Source organism: Streptomyces sp. NPDC025833 (genome assembly GCF_055558055.1).
The window spans coordinates 126,326-144,279 of record NZ_JBVHNF010000006.1 but is presented as its reverse complement, the minus strand read 5'-3'; the positions used below and the strand labels follow the sequence as shown (position 1 = coordinate 144,279).

Here is a 17,954-nt window from a genome sequence, read left to right as displayed (position 1 = left end):
GGCACGGCGCCGTCGTGTTGGGTGCGGGCGGCCGGTCAGCGGCCGGCGCCGCCGTCGGCGTTGGGTCCGGCGTAGTCCTCGCCGTAGGCGCCCTTGGCGGGGCGGCGGCGGCGCATGGGCGGCTCGACGCCGTCGGCGAGGCGGCGGGCGGTGAGCAGGAAGCCGGTGTGGCCGATCATGCGGTGGTCGGGGCGGACGGCCAGGCCCTCGATGTGCCAGTTGCGGATCATGGTCTCCCAGGCGGTCGGCTCGTTGAAGCAGCCGATCTCCCGGATGGACTCGACGGTCCGGGCGAGCTGGGTGGTGGTCGCCACGTAGCAGCACAGGATGCCGCCGGGGACGAGCGCCTTGGAGACGGCCTCCAGGCACTCCCAGGGGGCGAGCATGTCGAGGATGACGCGGTCGACGTCGGCGTCGGACAGGTTGTCCTGGAGGTCGCCGACGGTGAGCTGCCAGGCGGGGTGCGGGCCGCCGAAGTAGCGTTCCACGTTCTGCCGGGCGATGTCGGCGAAGTCCTCGCGGCGCTCGTAGGAGTGCAGCATGCCCTGGTCGCCGATGGCGCGCAGCAGGAAGCTGCTGAGCGAGCCGGAGCCGACGCCGGCCTCGACGACGCGGGCGCCGGGGAAGATGTCGGCGAAGGCGAGGATCTGCCCCGCGTCCTTCGGGTAGACGACGGCTGCCCCGCGGGGCATGGACAGGACGTAGTCGGGGAGCAGGGGGCGCAGCGCGAGGTAGGCGACGTTGCCGGTGGTGCGGACAACGCTGCCCTCGGGAGCGCCGATCAGTTCGTCGTGCGGGAAGGAGCCCTTGTGGGTGTGGAAGTTCTTCCCGGCTTCGAGCGTGAACGTGTAGTGGCGGCCCTTGGGGTCGGTCAGCTGTACCTGGTCCCCGACCTTGAAGGGCCCGCGCCTGCGGGCGGCACCGGTCGGTTCGGACATGTGAACAGACTACCGGGTCCGGGTGGGCGTCCCGGACCACCGCAGGGGCGGGACGGTGGCGGGGGGGGTGATCGGTGGTGGGGGCCGGTGGCGGCCGGCCGTGCCGCCGGGGCCGGTCTCAGGCGGGCCTGGCCATCGCCCGGACGAAGGCGCGTTCGACGTCGGCGGCCGACAGGACGCCGTAGATCTCGCCGGTCTCCTCGACGACGAGGTACTCGGTGGCGGGGGTGGCGCGCAGGACGTCGAGCAGTTCCTCCCCGGCGAGCTCGGCGGAGACGCGCATGCCGTCGGTGAGGTCCTGGGCGAGGCCGCTGACGGCGACCCAGGGGCGGCGGTGTTCGGGTACGCCGACGATGGCGGCCTCGCGGACGAGGGAGAGCGGGTTGCCGTCGGGGTCGACCACGACCAGGGCGCGGGCGCCGGCGGCGTTGGCGCGGCGGAGTCCCTCGGAGAGGGGGGTGTCGCTCTCGACGGGGACGGCTCGCCGGGTGAGGGTGCGGGCACGCAGGTCGGGGAGGTGTTCGCGCAGCCGGGCCATGCGCAGGCTGTTGCCCGCGCCGGTCCAGATGATCGCGGCGAGGATGGCGGCGAGCAGGGCGTCGGTGACGGTGTCCATGCCGCCGACGTCCTCGCCGCCGCCGAGGACGCCGGAGGAGTTGAGCAGGGGGAGGCCGACGAGGACGGAGATGGCGAGGGCGCGGCCGACCCAGGCGGCGGCGACGGTGCCGGTCATCGGTTTGCCGCTGATCTTCCAGACGACGGCGCGGAGCATGCGGCCGCCGTCGAGGGGGAGGCCGGGCAGGAGGTTGAAGAACGCGACGATGAGGTTGGAGATCATGAGCCCGGCGAGCAGCACGCCGGGGACGGTGCCGGGCTCGACGGGTTTCATGGCGAGGTAGAAGAGGCCGGCCAGGGCGAGGGAGAGCAGGGGGCCGACGAAGGCCAGGACGAATTCGCGGCCCGGGGTCTCGGCCTCCTTCTCGATCTCGGAGACGCCGCCGAAGAACTGGAGCTGGATGCGGCGGACCGGGAGCTTGAAGCGGATCGCGGCGACGGTGTGGGCCAGTTCGTGGACGAGGACGGAGGCGTAGAAGGCGACCGCGAAGAAGAGGGAGACGAGGTAGCGGGCGGCGCCCAGCTCGGGCAGGACGCGGTCGAGCTGTCCGCCGAAGACCCAGGTGATCAGGGCGGCGACGAGGAACCAGCTCGGTGCGACGTAGACGGGCACGCCGAAGGGGCGGCCCATGAGGATGCCGCCGCCGGGTTCCTTGGGCCGCGGCTCGGGGGGCCGTCCTCTGGCGATGCCGGAGTGGGCGAGGGTGCGGTGGTCGTGGGCGTGGTGGCCCGGTTCGGCGGGGGCGGGGCGGTCCGTGCGGGGGGCTTCGGCGGGGTGGTCGGCGGCCCCGCGGTCGTCGGGGCCGGTCGGCCGGTCCGGGCCGGCCTTCGCGGGCGGGCCGTCGGCGTCGGGGGTGCCGGGTGCGGCGGCCGGGCGGGCCGGTGTGCCGGCGGCCTGGTCGGCGGGCGGTCCGGGCGGCGCGGTCCGCTCCGCCGCGTCCGGCCGCGCGTGCTGCCCCGTCCGGTCCGAGGAAGGGGCGTGCTGCCGGGGTGCCGTGGTTCCGGGCTCGGGTACGGGGCGGTCGGTGCGTCCGGCCGCCGGGGCCGTAGGGTCCGCGGGGTGCTCGGCCGGCTCGTCGTTGCCGGACCGCGGCTGCCCGCTCCCGCCGCTCACGTCCACGGTGTCCCCTCGCTCGAAGCGTCTTCCGCGCCTGCCGGGCGGAAGGGTCTCTGGTCGATGGTATGCGGCCGTGGTGGCACGTTCCGCCCCGGCACCCCTTGTGTTCGCCCCGAGTACCCACTGCCGGGCGGGCCGTGTGTGGGGCGCTGTCGGTGGTGGGCCGTAAGGTCTGTGGGCATGGACAGCAGCATCGACGAGGCGGTGGCCGTGCCGGGCCCTCTCCCGGGCGGGGCCCCGGCCGGGGGCGACGGCCCGGCGGGCGACGGCGCGACAGGGGACGCGGGCCCGGTGGTCAGCGGCCCCGCCGGCCGCGAGGGGCCCGCCGGGGGTGCCGCGTCGGGTGGCGGTGCGCGGAGCGCTGTCGCGCCGAGTTCGCTGTCGCCGTCCCGGGCCGGTGACTTCATGCAGTGTCCGCTGCTGTACCGGTTCCGGGTGATCGACCGGCTGCCGGAGAAGCCGAGCGCCGCGGCGACGCGGGGCACGCTGGTGCACGCGGTGCTGGAGCGGCTGTTCGACGCGCCCGCCGGGGAGCGGACCGCGCCGCGGGCCAAGTCGCTGGTGCCGGGGCAGTGGGAGCGGCTGCGGGAGAGCCGTCCGGAGGTGGTGGAGCTGTTCGCCGACGACCCGGACGGGGAGCGGCTGGCCGGGTGGCTGGCCGAGGCGGAGCGGCTCGTGGAGCGCTGGTTCACGCTGGAGGACCCGACGCGGCTGGAGCCGGCCGAGCGGGAGCTGTTCGTGGAGGCCGAGCTGGACTCGGGGCTGCGGCTGCGCGGGATCATCGACCGGGTCGACGTGGCGCCGACGGGTGAGGTGCGGATCGTCGACTACAAGACGGGCAAGGCGCCGCGGCCGGAGTACGCGGAGGGCGCGCTGTTCCAGATGAAGTTCTACGCGCTGGTGGTGTGGCGGCTGAAGAACGTGGTGCCGCGCCGGCTCCAGCTCGTCTACCTCGGCAGCGGGGACGTGCTGACCTACGACCCGGTCCTCGCCGACCTCGAACGGGTGGAGCGCAAGCTGCTCGCCCTGTGGGAGGCGATCCGGCAGGCGACGGAGACCGGTGAGTGGCGGCCCCGGCCGACCAAGCTGTGCGGCTGGTGCGACCACCGGGCGCACTGCCCCGAGTTCGGCGGCACTCCCCCGCCCTATCCGCTGCCCGTGAGGGCGCCCGGACCGCTGCCGGCGGAGCAGGGCAGAATGGGGCCGGACTAGCGAAGGAGTGTCACGTGGCCATCCGCGTCCTACTGGTCGACGACCAGCCGCTGCTGCGTACGGGTTTCCGGATGATCCTGGAGGCCGAGCAGGATCTCGCGGTCGTCGGCGAGGCCGGTGACGGCCTGCAGGCCCTCGATCAGGTGCGAGCACTCCAGCCGGATGTCGTGCTGATGGACATCCGGATGCCGCGGATGGACGGTGTGGAGGCCACGCGGCAGATCACCGGGCCGGGCCGGGACGGTCCGGCCAAGGTGCTGGTGCTGACCACGTTCGACCTGGACGAGTACGTGGTGGAGGCGCTGCGGGCGGGGGCCAGCGGCTTCCTGCTCAAGGACGCGCCCGCCAACGAGCTGGTGCAGGCGATCCGGGTGGTGGCGGCCGGGGAGGCCATGCTGGCGCCGAGCATCACGCGGCGGCTGCTGGACAAGTACGCCACGCATCTGCCGTCGGGCGAGGAGCCGGTGCCGGACACGCTGCACACCCTCACCGACCGTGAGGTGGAGGTGCTGAAGCTGGTGGCGCGCGGGCTGTCGAACGCCGAGATCGCGGCCGATCTGTTCGTCAGCGAGACGACGGTGAAGACGCATGTGGGGCACGTCCTGACCAAGTTGGGTCTCCGGGACCGGGTGCAGGCGGCCGTGTACGCGTACGAGAGCGGTCTGGTGCGTCCCGGCGCGCAGTAGGCGGCGGTGCCGCGGCCCGGGCCGCGGGAGGACGGGGCGCCCTGCCCGCGCGGGAGGGGCGCCCCGTCCGTATGCGCGTCCGGGTCCGGCCCGGCGTGCCGGTGGCCGGCTCCGCCGCGGGGACGGGGCCGGCCACTGGTCGCGCGTGTTCAGGTGCGGTGGTGCCGTGGTGGTCCCGGGGCCGTGTCGTACCGGGCCCCGGGGTGCGGCGGGAGGTCAGCCGCTCACACCGCGGCCGAGCTCCCAGAGCTGGAGCACCGAGGAGGAGTTGAGGGCGTAGGCGACGCCCGTGATGTCGTCCCGTGCGGCGACGTACTGCTTGCCCTGCCACAGCGGCAGGATCGGGACGTCCTCGGCGACGGTGTCCTGGATCTCGGTCAGGCTCTTGGTCGCGCCGAGCCGGTCGGCCTCGCGGCGGGACTGCGGGATCAGCGTGCGCTGGATGGTGGTGTTGTTGTACGGCGAGCCGAGGAAGTTGTTCTTGTCGAGGAAGGGCGCGAGGAAGCTGTCGGCGTCGGGGAAGTCGGGGAACCAGCCCATGCCGTAGACGTCGTAGTCGCCCTTCTGCTCGGCGGGGCGGAACGCCTTCCAGGGGTGGCCCTCGATGGAGGCGTCGAACAGGCCGCTGTCGTTGAGCTGCTTCTGCAGGATCTCGAACTCCTGCTTGGTGGCCGAGCCGTAGTGGTCGATCGTGTAGTGCAGGGTCAGCTTCACCGGGGTGGTGATGCCGGCCTTGGACAGCAGGTTCTCGGCCTTGTCGACGCTGGGGTTGCCGTACTTGTTGAAGAACGAGTTGGAGTGGCCCGTGATGGTGGCCGGGACCAGCGAGTACAGCGGCTCGGCCTGGGTGCCGTAGACCTTGGAGACCAGCTCGCCGCGGTTGATGATCTGGGCCATGGCCTGGCGCACGGCCTTGGTCTTGACGCTGGGCGCGTTGGTGTTGAAGGCCAGGTAGCGGATCTCCAGGCCGGGCATGTCGACCAGGTCGACGTCGGCGTCGGCGCCGGAGTCCAGCTTCTGGATCTGGGCCGGGGACATGGTGCGGGTCATGACGTCGACGTCGCCCTTGTCGATGGCCTTGCCCATGCTGTCGGCGTCGGCGAAGGCGCGCAGTTCGACCTTCTCGTTCTTGACCGCCGCGATGCCCTTGTAGGACGGGTTCTTGGTGAAGGTGGCGCTGACGATGGCGTCGTTCTTGACGTCGGCGTGGAAGGTGTAGGGGCCGGAGCCGTCGAGGTCGAAGCCGTCGCGCAGCTTGTCCTTCGCGTAGTCGTCGGGGTTGATGATGCCCGCGACCGGGGTGGACAGCTTGTACGGGAAGGTGGCGTCGGCCGTCTTGAGGTGGAAGACGACCTCGCGGTCGCCCTGCGTCTCGATGGTGTCGACGGTGTTCAGCAGGGAGGAGACGCCGCTGCTGGCGTTGATGCGCAGGGCGCGCTCGATGGAGTACTTGACGTCCGCGGCGGTCACCGGGGCGCCGCTGGCGAACTTCAGGCCCTCGCGCAGCTTGCAGGCGTAGCGCTCGCTGCCGCTGTCGGTGAAGGAGCAGCTCTCGGCGGCGTCCGGGACGGGGTCGCCCTCGCCCTTGGGCTGTGCCATCAGGGTCTGCACGGACTGGCGCAGGATGTTCCAGGTGCCGACGTCGTAGGCGTAGGCCGGGTCGAGGGGCGCCGGGGCCTCCTTGGTGGCCGTGAACTGGTCCGTCGTACCGACGACGATGGCGTCACCGCTCTTGCTCCCGCTGCCGGATCCGCCGCACGCGGCGAGAACCGGGGTGAGCAGGCCGGCCACCGCCGGCAGCACCAGAGTCTTGCGGTTCATGCGGGAGTTTCTCCAGAGCTGTTCGGGTCCCTGTATCCGGCATGCATGGGTGGTGCGGCGGATCGTGAGGGTTCTCGGCGATGTTCTCGCGATGAGATTAGTCCGCGCCCGCACGGGGGTTAACAGCCGCCTGAGTTGACCCCCCATCACGGAGGGGAACCGGGCGAGGACGCACCGAAAACCCGACAGCGGCAGGATTAGTGCAGCGTCCCCCCAATCGGGACACAAGGTTCTGCGGAAAGCGCTCACCCTGGGCCGGTCTGCACAGTTTGGCAACGTTGTCGAGGCCCAGGGTGGTGGGGAACGTCACACTTACGGCTGTGGGGCCGGCCGGCGCGATCCGGGCCGCCATGCCATCGGGGTGCCCCGCCATTCCGCTTGGAAACGCGCTTTCCCCGGGGCGGCCGGCCGGTGCGGCCGACCGGCCGGTGCGGCTAGTGCGTCCGCGTCATCAGACCCCGCAGGAAGGGCAGGTCGACCTCTTCCAGGGAGGAGACGACGGTGCGCCCGGCGGACGGGCCGATGGGGGCGACGGAGGGGACGGCGACCACCCGGCAGCCGGCGGCCTCGGCGGCGGCGATCCCGGTCGCGGTGTCCTCGATCACGGCGCATCTGGCGGGGTCGGCGCCGAGGCCCGCGGCGGCGAGCAGGTAGGGGTCCGGGAAGGGCTTGGTGCGGGAGACCTCGTCGCCGGCGATGGAGAGCGTGAAGTGGTGCGGGCCCAGCACGGTGAGGACGCGGTCGATGATGCGCCGGTGGGAGGCGGAGACCAGGGCGGTGGGGATCTCGTGCTCGGACAGCTCGGCGAGGAGCCTGGCGGCGCCCGGCATCAGCGGCAGGGCCTGGCCGATACGGCTCTCGAAGCCCTCGTTGAGCAGCACGCTGAGTTCGGCGAGGGCGATGTCGGCGCCGGTCGCCTCGATGAGGAAGCCGGCGCTGCGGGTCATGGGCCCGCCGACCACGACGTGGCGCCAGGTCTCGTCGAGGACGTGCCCGAGGGAGGCGAAGACCTCCACCTCGACGTCCCACCAGAAGCCTTCGGTGTCCACCAGGGTGCCGTCCATGTCCAGCAGGACCGCCTGCAGGGCGGAGCCTTCGGCCGTACGGGTCTCTGGCGCGGGGACCGTACTGGTCATCCGGGCGCACCTCCTCATGGGACGACCAGGCCGGTTCCCGGGCTGGGAACCGGCCTGCAGTGGACCGACCAGTGTACGACTCGTCCGATCAGTGTGCCGGGTGAAAACCGCATCACCGTGCGTTGAAGTACTTCGCCTCGGGGTGGTGGATGACGATCGCGTCCGTGGACTGCTCGGGGTGGAGCTGGAACTCCTCGGAGAGGTGGACGCCGATCCGCTCGGGCCGGAGCAGGTCGGCGATCTTGGCGCGGTCCTCCAGGTCGGGGCAGGCACCGTAGCCGAGGGAGAAGCGGGCGCCCCGGTACTTCAGGGCGAACATGTCCTCCATGGCGGCGGGGTCCTCGCCGGCGAAGCCGAGTTCGGAGCGGACGCGGGCGTGCCAGTACTCGGCCAGGGCCTCGGCGAGCTGCACCGACAGGCCGTGCAGTTCGAGGTAGTCGCGGTAGGCGTTGGCCTCGAACAGCTTCGCGGTCTCCTCGCCGATGCGGGAGCCGACGGTGACGACCTGGAAGCCGACGACGTCCGTCTCCCCCGCTTCCTCGGGGCGGAAGAAGTCGGCCAGGCACAGTCGGCGGCCGCGGCGCTGGCGGGGGAAGGTGAAGCGGGTGCGCTCGTTGCCGCTCTCGTCCAGGACGATGAGGTCGTCGTCCTTGGAGACGCAGGGGAAGTAGCCGTAGACCACGGCCGCCTCCAGCAGGTTCTCGGTCTGGAGCCGGTCGAGCAGGCCGCGCAGCCGGGGCCGGCCCTCGCTCTCCACCAGGTCCTCGTAGGAGGGTCCTTCGCCGGTGCGGGCCTGCTTGAGTCCCCACTGGCCCTTGAACAGCGCGCCCTCGTCGAGCCAGCTCGCGTACTCCTTGAGCTGGATGCCCTTGACGACGCGGGTGTCCCAGAACGGCGGGGCGGGGACGGGGTTGTCGGTGGCCACGTCGGAGCGGACGTGTCCTTCCTGGGGGCGTTCCTCGACCTCCGCGGTGGCCGTGGCGCGGACCCGGCGCCGGCGCAGCTCGGGGAGCTGTGCGCCGGGCACGCCCCGCTTGACGCCGATCAGGGCGTCCATCAGGCGCAGGCCCTCGAAGGCGTCGCGGGCGTAGCGGACCTCGCCGTCGTAGACCTCGTGGAGGTCCTGTTCGACGTAGGCGCGGGTCAGGGCGGCGCCGCCGAGGATGACCGGGAAGCGGGCGGCCAGGCCGCGCTGGTTCAGCTCCTCCAGGTTCTCCTTCATGATCACCGTGGACTTGACCAGCAGGCCGGACATGCCGATCACGTCGGCCCGGTGTTCCTCGGCGGCTTCCAGGATCGCCGAGACCGGCTGCTTGATGCCGAGGTTGACGACGTTGTAGCCGTTGTTGGACAGGATGATGTCGACGAGGTTCTTGCCGATGTCGTGCACGTCGCCGCGCACGGTAGCCAGCACGATCGTGCCCTTGCCCTCGGCGTCCGACTTCTCCATGTGCGGTTCGAGGTGGGCCACCGCCGTCTTCATGACCTCGGCGGACTGCAGCACGAACGGAAGCTGCATCTGGCCGGAGCCGAACAGTTCGCCGACGACCTTCATGCCGTCGAGGAGGGTGTCGTTGACGATGTCCAGGGCGGGGCGCTCGGTGAGTGCCTCGTCGAGGTCGGCCTCCAGGCCGTTGCGCTCGCCGTCGATGATGCGCCGCTTGAGCCGCTCCTCCAGCGGCAGCGCGGCCAGTTCCTCGGCCTTGCCGGCCTTGAGGGACTTGGCGGTGGCGCCCTCGAAGAGCTGCATGAGCTTCTGGAGGGGGTCGTACCCCTCGGCGCGGCGGTCGTGGATGAGGTCGAGGGCGGTGCGGACCTGCTCCTCGTCGAAGCGGGCGATCGGCAGGATCTTGGAGGCGTGCACGATGGCCGAGTCCAGGCCCGCCTTGACGCACTCGTCGAGGAAGACGGAGTTCAGCAGGATGCGGGCGGCCGGGTTGAGGCCGAAGGAGATGTTGGACAGGCCGAGGGTGGTCTGGACGGCCGGGTGGCGGCGCTTGAGTTCGCGGATCGCCTCGATGGTGGCGATGCCGTCCTTGCGGGACTCCTCCTGGCCGGTGCAGATGGTGAAGGTCAGGGTGTCGATGAGGATGTCCTCCTCGCGGATGCCCCAGTTCCCCGTCAGGTCGCCGATGAGCCGTTCGGCGATCTCGACCTTCTTCTCGGGGGTGCGGGCCTGGCCCTCCTCGTCGATGGTGAGCGCGATCAGCGCGGCGCCGTGCTCCCGGGCCAGCTCGCTGACCTTGGCGAAGCGGGAGTCGGGGCCGGCGCCGTCCTCGTAGTTCACCGAGTTGATGACGGCGCGCCCGCCGAGCTTCTCCAGGCCCGCGCGCAGGACGTCGACCTCGGTGGAGTCCAGCACGATGGGCAGCGTGGAGGCGGTGGCGAAGCGGCCGGCGAGTTCCTCCATGTCGGCGACGCCGTCGCGGCCGACGTAGTCCACGCACAGGTCGAGCATGTGCGCGCCCTCGCGGATCTGGTCCCGGGCCATCTCGACGCAGTCGTCCCAGCGGCCCGCCAGCATGGCCTCGCGGAACTTCTTGGAGCCGTTGGCGTTGGTGCGCTCGCCGATGGCCAGGTAGGAGGTGTCCTGCCGGAAGGGGACCGCCTGGTAGAGGGAGGCGGCGCCGGGCTCGGGGCGCGGGTCGCGGGCGGGCGGGGTCAGGCCCTGGACGCGTTCCACCACGCGGCGCAGGTGTTCGGGTGTGGTGCCGCAGCAGCCGCCGACGAGGGACAGGCCGTACTCGCGGACGAAGGTCTCCTGGGCGTCGGCCAGCTCCGGCGGGGACAGCGGGTAGTGGGCGCCGTCCTTGCCCAGCACCGGCAGGCCGGCGTTGGGCATGCAGGACAGCGGGACGCGGGCGTTGCGGGCGAGGTGGCGCAGGTGCTCGCTCATCTCGGCGGGGCCGGTGGCGCAGTTCAGGCCGATCATGTCGATGCCGAGCGGCTCCAGGGCGGTCAGGGCCGCGCCGATCTCGGAGCCGAGGAGCATGGTGCCGGTGGTCTCGACGGTCACGGACACGATGACCGGCAGGTCGAGGCCGAGGGCGGTCAGGGCGCGCCGGGCGCCGAGCACGGCGGCCTTGGTCTGCAGGAGATCCTGGGTGGTCTCGATCAGCAGCGCGTCGGCGCCGCCGGCGGCGAGGCCCTCGGCGTTGCGCTGGTAGGCGTCGCGGAGGGTGGTGTAGGGCGCGTGGCCGAGGGTGGGCAGCTTGGTGCCGGGGCCGATGGAGCCGAGGACCCAGCGGGGCCGGCCGTCGCGCGCGGTGAACTCGTCGGCGGTCTCGCGGGCGACGCGGGCGCCGGCCTCGGACAGTTCGTGGACGCGCTCGGGGATGTCGTACTCGCCGAGGGCGGAGTGGTTGGCCCCGAAGGTGTTGGTCTCGACGCAGTCGACGCCCACGGCGAAGTACGCCTCGTGGACGGAGCGCACGATGTCGGGGCGGGTGAGGTTGAGGATCTCGTTGCAGCCCTCCAGCTGCTGGAAGTCCTCGAGGGTCGGGTCCTGCGCCTGGAGCATCGTGCCCATGGCTCCGTCGGCGACCACCACGCGGGTGGCGAGTGCCTCACGGAGCGCGGACACACGGGTCCGGCTGTCGGCGGAAGGGGACGTCGGCGACGCGGCCATGTAAGGGCTCCCTGGGATGCGACGGCTGTCGGCTATGCGGTTTCCCTGCCGGGCAGGGTTGCCGCACGGCGTCAGAGTAGCCGGGAGTCGGCTTGGATGGGCACCCGCGTCCACGGTCCGGACGGTGGCCCCGGTGTGCTGCTCCGGTCGCGTGTGATGTAACAGGTGGCGACCGACCATTAGCGGGAGGTCGACATGGACCGGTAGTGTTCGACATTGCCGAACGGCGGTGTCGCCGTAGGCGGTCGAAGGGACGGAGGCAGAACGGCGATGGCACGGAACATCCAGTCGCTCGAACGGGCGGCGGCGATGCTGCGGCTGCTCGCGGGCGGCGAGCGGCGGCTCGGCCTCTCGGACATCGCCTCGTCGCTGGGCCTCGCCAAGGGCACCGCGCACGGCATCCTGCGCACCCTCCAGCAGGAGGGGTTCGTGGAGCAGGACGACGCCTCGGGCCGCTACCAGCTGGGCGCCGAGCTGCTGCGCCTGGGCACGACCTACCTGGACGTGCACGAACTGCGCGCGCGGGCCCTGGTGTGGACCGACGACCTGGCCCGCTCCAGCGGGGAGAGCGTGCACCTGGGCGTCCTGCACCAGCAGGGCGTGCTGATCGTGCACCACGTCTTCCGGCCCGACGACAGCCGGCAGGTGCTGGAGATCGGCGCCATGCAGCCGCTGCACTCCACGGCCCTGGGCAAGGTGCTCTCGGCGTACGACCCGGTGGCGCACAGCGAGGCGCTGGAGGCGGAGCGCAAGCCGTTCACGGAGCGCACGGTGTGCGAGCCCGGCGACTTCGAGCACCTCCTCGACGTCACGCGCGCGCGGGGGTACGCCGCCGACATGGAGGAGACCTGGGAGGGCGTGGCGTCGATCGCGGCGCCCATCCACGACCGGCGCCGGATGCCGGTGGGCGCCGTCGGCATCACCGGGGCCGTGGAGCGGCTGTGCCGGGAGGGCGAGCCGCGGCCCGAGCTGATCGCGGCGGTGCGGGACTGCGCCCGCGCGGTGTCACGGGACCTGGGCGCCGCGCGCTTCTGAGCGGCCGGGGCCGCGGCGCGCATCGACGACCGGGACGCCAGGCGGCGTCCCGGTTGTCGATCTACCCTTGATGGAAAAAAGGGAAAAAGGGACCGATCGGACGTCCACCCTCGAAAGCCGATAACCCACAGCGATCAATAACGATCCTGTTTCCGATAACAGAACTCTTGACTGGCGCGTGAGGCCGGAGCAAGACTCCCGTCCATCGGTCGGCATTGTCGAACACCTACCGGCAATAAGCGCTAGAGTGTGACAACGCCAAGGGCCGGCATCGCTCTCACCCCTGAGGGCGCCAGAACCCCCGGCGGGAACCGGGGTTCGGCTTCCCTGGACGAAGGACAAAGGAGTCGCGGGTGTCCAGCTCCGACATCTTCATCGGCGAGACCATCGGTACCGCCGTACTCATCCTGCTCGGCGGCGGCGTCTGTGCCGCCGTCACGCTGAAGGCCTCCAAGGCCCGCAACGCCGGCTGGCTCGCCATCGCCTTCGGGTGGGGCTTCGCCGTCATGACGGCCGTGTACATCTCCGGGCCGCTGTCCGGGGCGCATCTCAACCCGGCCGTCACCGTGGCCCTCGCCATCAAGGACGGCGGGTGGGCCAACGTCCCGACCTACCTCGCCGGCCAGCTGCTCGGCGCGATGATCGGCGCGACCCTGGTGTGGGTCGCCTACCTGGGCCAGTTCAAGGCCCACCTGACCGACAAGGAGATCGTCGGCGGTCCGGGCGCGCAGGCCACCACCGCCAAGGCGGTCGAGGCCCAGGAGACGGGCGCCGGACCGGTCCTCGGCGTCTTCTCCACCGGTCCGGAGATCCGGAACGTGGCGCAGAACCTCGCCACGGAGATCGTCGGCACCATCGTGCTCATCCTCGCCGTCCTCACCCAGGGGCTGAACGACCAGGGCAACGGCCTCGGCGTCCTCGGCGGCCTGATCACCGCGCTCGTGGTGGTGGCGGTCGGCCTCTCCCTCGGCGGCCCGACGGGCTACGCGATCAACCCGGCCCGCGACCTGGGCCCGCGCATCGTGCACGCCCTGCTGCCGCTGCCCAACAAGGGCGGTTCCGACTGGAGCTACGCCTGGATCCCGGTGGTCGGTCCGCTGATCGGCGGCGCGATCGCGGCAGGCATCTACAACGTCGCCTTCGCCTAGAGCGCGCGGGACGAGCACCGAGCCTTCGGGCACGTGCCGTACCGCGCAGCCCCCATCACCACGGACCTCTCAGGAGCACACAGTGACCGACGCCCACACCGCAGGCCCCTTCATCGCGGCGATCGACCAGGGCACCACCTCGTCGCGCTGCATCGTCTTCGACCGTGACGGCCGGATCGTCTCCGTCGACCAGAAGGAGCACGAGCAGATCTTCCCCAAGCCGGGCTGGGTCGAACACGACGCCAACGAGATCTGGGCCAACGTCCAGGAGGTCGTCGCCGGAGCCGTCGAGAAGGCCGGCATCACCCGGGACGACATCAAGGCCATCGGCATCACCAACCAGCGCGAGACCACCGTGCTGTGGGACAAGAACACCGGTGAGCCGGTCCACAACGCCATCGTCTGGCAGGACACCCGCACCGACGCCCTCTGCCGGGAGCTCGCCCGCAACGTGGGCCAGGACCGCTTCCGCCGCGAGACGGGTCTACCGCTCGCCTCCTACTTCGCCGGCCCCAAGGCCCGCTGGCTGCTCGACAACGTCGACGGCCTGAAGGAGCGCGCCGAGGCGGGCGACCTCCTCTTCGGCACCATGGACACCTGGGTCATCTGGAACCTGACCGGCGGTGTCAACGGCGGCAAGCACGTCACCGACGTCACCAACGCCTCCCGCACCATGCTCATGAACCTGCACACGATGCGGTGGGACGAGAAGATCGCCGAGTCCATCGGCGTGCCGCTGCGGATCCTGCCCGAGATCCGGTCCTCCGCCGAGGTCTACGGCGAGGTCACCGGCGGCAAGCTCGGCGACCTGCTCGGCGGCATCCCGGTCGCCTCCGCGCTCGGCGACCAGCAGGCGGCCCTGTTCGGCCAGACCTGCTTCTCCGAGGGCGAGACGAAGTCGACCTACGGCACCGGCACCTTCATGGTGATGAACACCGGCTCCAAGATCATCAACTCCTACGCCGGTCTGCTCACCACCGTCGGCTACAAGATCGGCGACCAGCCGACCGTGTACGCCCTGGAGGGCTCGATCGCCGTCACCGGCTCGCTGGTGCAGTGGATGCGCGACCAGATGGGCCTGATCTCCACCGCCGCCGAGATCGAGACGCTCGCGCTCTCGGTCGAGGACAACGGCGGCGCCTACTTCGTGCCGGCCTTCTCCGGCCTGTTCGCCCCGCACTGGCGCTCCGACGCCCGCGGTGTGATCGCCGGCCTGACCCGGTACGTCACCAAGGCGCACCTCGCGCGCGCCGTCCTGGAGGCCACCGCCTGGCAGACGCGGGAGATCGCCGACGCCATGGTCAAGGACTCCGGCGACGAGCTGGTGACCCTCAAGGTGGACGGCGGCATGACCGCCAACAACCTGCTGATGCAGACCCTGGCCGACGTCCTGGACGCGCCGGTGGTGCGCCCGATGGTCGCCGAGACCACCTGCCTCGGCGCCGCCTACGCCGCCGGTCTCGCCGTCGGCTTCTGGTCCAGCACCGACGAGCTGCGCGCCAACTGGCGCCGGGCCGCCGAGTGGACCCCCCGCATGGACGCGGAGACCCGCGACCGTGAGTACAAGAACTGGCTCAAGGCCGTCGACCGGACCATGGGCTGGCTCGAAGACGAGAACTGAGCCGTCCCCCGGCCCGGTTCAGCTCTGACGAGGAGTAAGTACCCGACATGACCAGTCCATCCACCCTGCAGTCCGTGCCTGCCCTGGGGACGCACCCGGCCTCCGGCTCCAACCCGAGCCGCGCCGAGACCAGGGAGCAGCTCGCCAAGGCGTCGTACGACCTTCTTGTGATCGGCGGCGGCATCCTGGGCATCTCCACCGCCTGGCACGCCGCCCAGTCCGGGCTCAGGGTGGCGCTGGTCGACGCCGGCGACTTCGCCGGGGCCACCTCCTCGGCCTCCTCCAAGCTGCTCCACGGCGGTCTGCGCTACCTGCAGACCGGCGCGGTGAAGCTGGTGGCGGAGAACCACTTCGAACGCCGCGCGGTCTCCCGCCAGGTGGCCCCCCACCTGGCGAACCCGCTCACCTTCTACCTCCCCGTGTACAAGGGCGGCCCGCACGGCGCGGCGAAGCTGGGCGCGGGCGTCTTCGCCTACTCCGCGCTCTCCGCGTTCGGCGACGGCGTCGGCCACCTGCTCTCCCCCGCCAAGGCGGCGCAGGACGTGCCCGAGCTGCGCACCGACAACCTCAAGGCCGTGGCCGTGTACGGCGACGACCAGATGAACGACGCGCGCATGGCGCTGATGACGGTCCGCGCGGCCGTCGAGGCGGGCGCGGTCGTGCTCAACCACGCCGAGGTCACCGGGCTGCGCTTCACCCGGGGCCGGGTCACCGGCGCCGAGCTGCGGGACCGGATGTCCGGCACCGAGTTCGGGGTCGACGCCCGCCTGGTGCTGAACGCGACCGGCCCCTGGGTCGACCACCTGCGCCGCATGGAGGACCCGCAGGCGGCGCCGTCGATCCGCCTGTCCAAGGGCGCGCACCTGGTGCTGAAGCGCACCTCGCCGTGGAAGGCGGCGCTCGCGACCCCGATCGACAAGTACCGCATCACCTTCGCCCTCCCCTGGGAGGACATGCTGCTGCTCGGCACCACCGACGAGCAGTACGAGGGCGACCCGGCGGACGTGTCCGTCAACGACGGCGACATAGCCCAGATCCTGGACGAGGCCGCGTTCTCCGTCCGGGACCAGCAGCTCCGGCGTGACCTCATCACCTACGCGTTCGCCGGCCTGCGGGTGCTGCCCGGCGGCCCGGGCGACACCGCCAAGGCCAAGCGCGAGACGGTGGTGACCGAGGGCAAGGGCGGCATGCTGTCCGTCGCGGGCGGCAAGTGGACGACGTTCCGCCACATCGGCCGGACGGTCATGAAGAAGCTGGAGGCGCTGCCGGGCCACCCGCTCGGCGACGACTTCGAGCCGATCTCCGCGCTGCCGAAGAAGCTGCCGCTGCCCGGTGTCGCCAACCCGCGCGCGGTCGCCCACCGGCTGCTGGTGGACAACCCGGTGCCCGGATCCCGCATGGCCGCCGACACCGCCCGGCACCTGGCCACCCACTACGGCTCCCTGGCGTTCGACATCGCCCGCCTGGCGAACGAGCACCCGGAGCTGGGCGGGCGCGTCCACCCCGACGCCCCCGAGATCTGGGCACAGGTGGTCTGGGCCCGTGACCACGAGTGGGCCGAGACGGCGGACGACGTGCTGCGACGCCGGACCACGCTGACCATCCGGGGCCTGGCCACGGACGAGGTCCGCGGCAAGGTCCAGGAGCTGCTCGACAAGAAGTAGGTTCGGCCGGCCCCTCCCCCGGCCGGGCCGGGCCGGAACGGACGCGGTGCGGCGTCCTTCGCGCGGAGGGCCGCGGGACGCGGGCGGGGCGGCTCCACGCCGGTGGAGCCGCCCCGTTCGCGTGCGCCGGGTGCCGGGCGCGGTGCCGTCGGGGAGCGCCTGGTGTTCCACGACGGTGATCGGGGCAGTGATCCGTTCACTCCCCCACGCAAGGGGGCTGCGGGAGCCCCCGCCGGACGCCGTAAGGTTGGTGGGTCAGGCGAGGGCACGTCGGAAGGAGGAACTGGGTGATCGAGCTGGAGGGGGTTCCCGAGCTGATCGACCCAGTCATGGTGGCCGCGTTCGAGGGCTGGAACGATGCCGGCGACGCCGCCTCCACGGCGGTCGCGCATCTGGAGCGCGAATGGAAGGGCGAGGTGTTCGCGGCGCTGGACGCCGAGGACTACTACGACTTCCAGGTGAACCGCCCCACGGTGTTCATGGAGGACGGGGTCCGCAAGATCACCTGGCCGACGACGAGACTGTCGGTGGTCCGGGTCGGCGGGGACAAACCGCGCGACCTGGTGCTGGTCCGCGGGATCGAGCCGTCCATGCGCTGGCGCTCCTTCTGCAACGAGCTGCTGGGCTTCGCCCACGAGCTGGGCGTGGAGCTGGTGGTCATCCTGGGCGCCCTGCTCGGGGACACCCCGCACACGCGTCCGGTGCCGGTCAGCGGGGTCACGTCCGACGCGGACCTGGCCCGCCGGATGGATCTGGAGGAGACCAAGTACGAGGGTCCGACGGGCATCGTCGGCGTCCTCCAGGAGGCGTGCACGCACGCCGGGGTCCCGGCGGTGTCGCTGTGGGCGGCCGTGCCGCACTACGTCTCCCAGCCGCCGAACCCGAAGGCCACCCTGGCGCTGCTCAACCGCTTGGAGGACCTGCTGGACCTGCGGGTCCCGCAGGGCGAGCTGCCCGAGGACGCGCGTGCCTGGCAGGTGGGCGTGGACCAGCTGGCCGCGGAGGACAGCGAGGTCGCCGAGTACGTGCAGACGCTGGAGGAGGCCCGCGACACCGCCGAGCTGCCGGAGGCGTCCGGTGAGGCGATCGCCCGCGAGTTCGAGCGGTACCTGCGGCGCCGGGACGTGGGCCCGCCGGGCGGGAAGCCGAGGCCCCCGGCCGGCGGCGGGGGTGCCAAGGAGGAGGGCGAGGAGAGCCCGGACGACTGAGCGTTCCGGGCCCGGCCGACGTACGGAGAGGGGGCGCTTCCCGCGTGCGGAAGCGCCCCCTCTCGCGCGTACGCACCGGCTGTGCGGCGGGACCGCCCCGGGGCTCCGGGGCGGTCCCGGCGGTG

General features: G+C 71.9%; 12 protein-coding genes. 7 read left to right on the top strand and 5 right to left on the bottom strand.

Annotated elements, in window-relative coordinates:
- Positions 1-35 precede the first annotated feature (35 nt).
- Together ACZ4K2_RS12115 and ACZ4K2_RS12110 are read right to left on the bottom strand one after the other, a co-directional pair.
- The gene (locus ACZ4K2_RS12115) at positions 36-938 is read right to left on the bottom strand and encodes a tRNA (adenine-N1)-methyltransferase (RefSeq protein WP_467473069.1); all 903 of its coding nucleotides are present in this window, start codon (positions 936-938) and stop codon (positions 36-38) included.
- A gap of 118 nt (positions 939-1,056) precedes the next feature.
- A complete protein-coding gene (locus ACZ4K2_RS12110; protein ID WP_467473067.1) occupies positions 1,057-2,673 on the bottom strand; it encodes a site-2 protease family protein in 1,617 nt (538 codons plus the stop codon).
- A gap of 402 nt (positions 2,674-3,075) precedes the next feature.
- Between ACZ4K2_RS12110 and ACZ4K2_RS12105 the strand changes: the two genes are divergently transcribed.
- Both ACZ4K2_RS12105 and ACZ4K2_RS12100 read left to right on the top strand, forming a co-directional pair.
- Entirely contained in the window at positions 3,076-3,882 is an 807-nt protein-coding gene (locus tag ACZ4K2_RS12105; RefSeq protein ID WP_467473472.1) for a RecB family exonuclease, read from the top strand.
- A 14-nt stretch (positions 3,883-3,896) separates the two neighbouring features.
- Positions 3,897-4,568 (top strand): response regulator, encoded by a 672-nt coding sequence (locus tag ACZ4K2_RS12100; RefSeq protein ID WP_010045368.1) that lies wholly within the window; start codon positions 3,897-3,899, stop codon positions 4,566-4,568.
- Between the two features lie 216 nt (positions 4,569-4,784).
- Here ACZ4K2_RS12100 and ACZ4K2_RS12095 read toward each other — a convergent pair whose 3' ends face one another.
- The 3 genes from ACZ4K2_RS12095 to metH form a co-directional block, all read right to left on the bottom strand.
- Complete coding sequence (locus tag ACZ4K2_RS12095) at positions 4,785-6,389, bottom strand: ABC transporter substrate-binding protein (RefSeq protein WP_467473065.1); 1,605 nt, start codon at positions 6,387-6,389, stop codon at positions 4,785-4,787.
- 434 nt (positions 6,390-6,823) lie between these two features.
- On the bottom strand, positions 6,824-7,525 hold the full coding sequence (locus ACZ4K2_RS12090) for an HAD family hydrolase (protein WP_467473063.1): 702 nt from the start codon (positions 7,523-7,525) through the stop codon (positions 6,824-6,826).
- A 112-nt stretch (positions 7,526-7,637) separates the two neighbouring features.
- A complete protein-coding gene (gene metH, locus ACZ4K2_RS12085) occupies positions 7,638-11,153 on the bottom strand; it encodes a methionine synthase (RefSeq protein ID WP_467473061.1) in 3,516 nt (1,171 codons plus the stop codon).
- Between the two features lie 270 nt (positions 11,154-11,423).
- Here metH and ACZ4K2_RS12080 point away from each other — a divergent pair, with 270 nt between their 5' ends.
- The 5 genes from ACZ4K2_RS12080 (at position 11,424) to ACZ4K2_RS12060 (ending at position 17,829) form a co-directional block, all read left to right on the top strand.
- A complete protein-coding gene (locus ACZ4K2_RS12080) occupies positions 11,424-12,188 on the top strand; it encodes an IclR family transcriptional regulator (RefSeq protein WP_467473059.1) in 765 nt (254 codons plus the stop codon).
- A 353-nt stretch (positions 12,189-12,541) separates the two neighbouring features.
- Positions 12,542-13,336: an MIP/aquaporin family protein gene (locus tag ACZ4K2_RS12075; protein WP_467473057.1), complete on the top strand. Its 795-nt coding sequence runs from the start codon at positions 12,542-12,544 to the stop codon at positions 13,334-13,336.
- 82 nt (positions 13,337-13,418) lie between these two features.
- Complete coding sequence (gene glpK / locus ACZ4K2_RS12070) at positions 13,419-14,957, top strand: glycerol kinase GlpK (protein WP_467473056.1); 1,539 nt, start codon at positions 13,419-13,421, stop codon at positions 14,955-14,957.
- Positions 14,958-15,004: 47 nt separating this feature from the next.
- On the top strand, positions 15,005-16,621 hold the full coding sequence (locus tag ACZ4K2_RS12065; RefSeq protein WP_467473055.1) for a glycerol-3-phosphate dehydrogenase/oxidase: 1,617 nt from the start codon (positions 15,005-15,007) through the stop codon (positions 16,619-16,621).
- A gap of 287 nt (positions 16,622-16,908) precedes the next feature.
- Positions 16,909-17,829, top strand: coding sequence for a PAC2 family protein (locus ACZ4K2_RS12060; RefSeq protein WP_467473053.1), 921 nt, complete (start codon positions 16,909-16,911; stop codon positions 17,827-17,829).
- Positions 17,830-17,954: the final 125 nt, after the last annotated feature.

Bases quoted from the DNA above. Each gene is read 5' to 3' on its own strand.
- ACZ4K2_RS12115 (WP_467473069.1), bottom strand. From the start codon at position 938: ATGTCCGAACCGACCGGTGCCGCCCGCAGGCGCGGGCCCTTCAAGGTC.
- ACZ4K2_RS12105 (WP_467473472.1), top strand. From the start codon at position 3,076: ATGCAGTGTCCGCTGCTGTACCGGTTCCGGGTGATCGACCGGCTGCCG.
- ACZ4K2_RS12095 (WP_467473065.1), bottom strand. From the start codon at position 6,389: ATGAACCGCAAGACTCTGGTGCTGCCGGCGGTGGCCGGCCTGCTCACC.
- ACZ4K2_RS12090 (WP_467473063.1), bottom strand. From the start codon at position 7,525: ATGACCAGTACGGTCCCCGCGCCAGAGACCCGTACGGCCGAAGGCTCC.
- metH (WP_467473061.1), bottom strand. From the start codon at position 11,153: ATGGCCGCGTCGCCGACGTCCCCTTCCGCCGACAGCCGGACCCGTGTG.
- ACZ4K2_RS12080 (WP_467473059.1), top strand. From the start codon at position 11,424: ATGGCACGGAACATCCAGTCGCTCGAACGGGCGGCGGCGATGCTGCGG.
- ACZ4K2_RS12065 (WP_467473055.1), top strand. From the start codon at position 15,005: ATGACCAGTCCATCCACCCTGCAGTCCGTGCCTGCCCTGGGGACGCAC.